The sequence below is a fragment of the Mesorhizobium sp. M0185 genome (genome assembly GCF_040322175.1).
Taxonomy (GTDB): Bacteria; Pseudomonadota; Alphaproteobacteria; order Rhizobiales; family Rhizobiaceae; genus Mesorhizobium.
The window spans coordinates 1-3,237 of the sequence record NZ_JAMYSY010000107.1; the positions used below are offsets into that span (position 1 = coordinate 1).

The 3,237-nt window shown below is 62.7% G+C and carries 2 protein-coding genes and 1 pseudogene; 1 reads left to right on the forward strand and 2 read right to left on the reverse strand.

The annotated features are described in order from the left end of the window. Positions 1 to 532 (reverse strand): IS110 family transposase (locus NKJ20_RS33860; RefSeq protein WP_352749851.1); only part of this gene is annotated, 532 nt, incomplete at its 3' end. A 246-nt stretch (positions 533 to 778) separates the two neighbouring features. Here NKJ20_RS33860 and NKJ20_RS33865 point away from each other — a divergent pair. Then, positions 779 to 982, forward strand: a pseudogene (locus NKJ20_RS33865) (transposase); the annotation flags it as partial. 437 nt (positions 983 to 1,419) lie between these two features. Here NKJ20_RS33865 and NKJ20_RS33870 read toward each other — a convergent pair. Further along, positions 1,420 to 2,712 (reverse strand): integrase catalytic domain-containing protein, encoded by a 1,293-nt coding sequence (locus NKJ20_RS33870; RefSeq protein ID WP_352749929.1) that lies wholly within the window; start codon positions 2,710 to 2,712, stop codon positions 1,420 to 1,422. Positions 2,713 to 3,237: the final 525 nt, after the last annotated feature.

A 3,237-nucleotide genomic window follows, 5' to 3' on the forward strand; every position in this document is an offset into this window, starting at 1 on the left:
CCCGCTCGTCGTCGGGAAGCACCTGCCGCTCGAGCCAGGCGCGACCGCGATTGTTGAACAGATCGGCATGCGGGCACTTCGGCACGAGGTGCGCCTGCAAGATGCCATGCACCTCGTTCTTCACTCGCGTGCGATGCCGCACGACCTGGTTGCGCCGCGCGACGAGGCGGCGAAGCCGCTCGGTCCGCTCATCGGGTACCCAGACCTCCGGCAGAAAGCCGCTGGCATGGAGTTGCGCCAGAACGCCGGCATCAATCTTGTCGGTCTTGATCCTGGCATGAGCGATCGCCTTCACCTGCATCGGGTTGGCGACAATCACCCGGCCGACATAGGGCGACAGAACCCGCACCACCGCCATGGCGTTGCCCGTAGCCTCGACGACAACCTCATCAGTCCGTCGCAAACTGCGGCCGAACCCTTCCAGTCCCGAGCGGGTCATGTCGACCCGTCCGTGATGGCGCAGCCGGCCGTCTTCCCAAACCACCACCTCCGCAAAGGTGCGGTGGATGTCCATTCCAATCACACGTCTCATCGGCTCCCTCTCCTCAACAATCGGGAGCCGGCGGGCGACGCGACACCTACGGATCCGCGCTCTCGGCGCAACCGGGCAGGTCGCAGGGGCGGCCAGCTACTAACGCGAGCTCGCAGCTCATCGAATACATCGGCCTGCCCGCACTTGGCGTGCTCCCGGTGCCCCTGTCCCGGATGGTCGCACCATACGCCGAAAATCGCTCATCTCCAGCGGGGATCGGATGGCACCGTTATGATCATACCGGTTACGAACATGCTGGAGCGGCTGAACCAGGAGATCAAGCCGCGCACCCTGGTCGTTCGCATCTTCCCCAACCCGCGGAGCTGTCTGCGGCTGGTTCGGGCGCTGGCGGTCGAGATCCACGAGAACTGGCTCGAGGCGACCCGCTATCTCAACATGGATCATCTGCGCGAGCACAAGAAGGAGAGCCTGAGGGCCTTGGCCGCCTGAGCACCGTCATGTGTCCGCCGCTCCGCTAAACACGGGGGCTGCGCGGCGGACACGCCGACGTCACCGCAATGCCACGCCATTTTGCAGAACTTGACGCACACAACTTATGTGGCGGAGCCGCCCTGACGCCCGTCAGGACCGGCCAAACCCGGCTTGCCTCCGCCACATAATATTTCGTGTCTCTCTCACAGGCGCGGGATTCCCCTGCGCCGCAATGTCGGAGGGGCAGGATGCTCGAGTTCTATTTTTCGTATCGTGGGGTGCTCAAGCGCCTGCGTAGCGGTGCGCTCGGTGGCGAGATGGATCCCATCGCGAAGCATTTTTTCACGCTTGGTTACAAACGAGCGTCCGCCAAGATTTACTTGAGCCGCATAGCGCGCTTTAGCCAGTTTGCCGGGCGTGTCAAGCGAAGTGAGGATTTGACCCCTCCTATTGCCTCACCGAGGAATGTTACCGAACGCGATAGGGCCGACATGGGCCCTTTCTCCATCCGTCGCGGCGGAGGGAGATAGCGGCCAGCTCTTCATCCAACCGCCATCGAGGATGATCAGCCCAGCCATTTCCATGCGCCAGACCTTCACAAGCCGTTGCACCATTCTCAGGTTATTTTCCTTGAAGCGCGAGGGGTCGATCTTTGTCAGGCGTTGCAACACACTTGCTGCCGAGAGCGCCGGCTCTTCCTCGAGCCATCCCTTGATCTGCGCCTCGAACGGCTCGTACATGCTGGGTCTCTTCGGATAGGGTTTGGTCCGCCGATACGGCCGCCGATGCGTTGGTCGGGTCTCGCCACTCTTCCAGGCCGTCTTCAGATTCGCGGCGAAGCGCTGGAGATCGATAACGGCCGGCTCCTCAATCTTCGTATTCAGGCCACGACGATCGACCCGCCGCCCAAGCTCCTCCTGCGCGGCGCGGATGCCAGCAAACAGCAGCACGGGATCGGCGGTTTCCATCATCGCCTGGAGCCGCTGCTTGTCGGCCTCGGCCACACCCGGATGTGCAAGGACACGGGCCGCAGGCGGAACTGGCGGATGATAGCGCTTGATCACACGAGCGCCGATCCGCGTCTTCTCCTGAAGCTTGAATGACGGTTGGAACAGATTGCCGTAAAGCCGCACGACAGCATAAAGTTTACCAAGCGCGGCCGTCGCCTCCGCGCCGACAAACCGACCATACCCCACCAGGCGACGCACGATGGCGCCATTCTTCTGCTCCACATGCGCCTGGTCATTCTTTCGATAGGCGCGCGAGCGCGTCACTTCCAGTTCCTCACTGCGGCACCAGGAGACGACGAACTCGTTCATGAAGGCGCTGTCGTTGTCGAAATCTACGCCGAGCAGGGGGAAGGGAAAGAACGAGCGGGCCTGCTTGATCGCCACAATCACATTGCCGCTGTCGCGCGTGCGGACCGGAACGCATTCAGTCCACCCCGTGGCAATATCGGTCAACACCATCGTCTGCACAAAGCTGCCGGACGAAGATGTGCCGGAATGCGCCACGAAATCGACCTCGACGTAACCGGGCGGCGGATCATTCCAGTCCCCGAAGGTGCGCACCGGCACCGATCGGCGAACCGCCGAACTCATTCCTGCTCGCCGGCGCTGGCCGCCGCGAGCCACAACACGTACCTCCGCCAAAAGCCGATCTATCGTCGCCGGGCTCATTGTCAGCAGCTTGCCGCGGAGCGCGGCATCGAGCTCCAGCCGGCCATGCCGTTCAAGCGCTGGCAGCAAGACAGGTATCAACGGCCGCAGCCGTTTGGAACACAGCCGCTCCGATGCCTCCCACAACACCACGAGCGCTTCGCGAACATCGCCGCCATTAGCGAAGGCTGTGCCTCTTGTTGCCAGGTATCTTCGACGCGCGTTGACGGAGCACTCGGATCGCATGCTTGCGATGATAACCGGTCACCGCGACGAACTCATCGAGGATGAGGCGCTTATCGCTTCGGCTCCCCGATCGATACCGCTCGACAATTGCTTCCACCAATTCCGACCGTGTCGCCATGCTGATCCGCCTTGCCATCCATCCTCCGAATCGGGATGACAACACCTGACCATCCCATTCGGAACAGCGACACTATTGGTAACATTTTGCTTGAGGCAATGCGCCCCTGGGGCGAAACGAAGAACTGACCCCGTCATTGTTTTGCGGTTTGGTTGGTGTCGGGGGGGGGGGGGGGGGGGGGGGCAGGATCAGCAGGGCGCGGCGCGGGGGGAGAGGGGGGGGGAGACGCGGGGGACTCGGGGAGGCCGGCG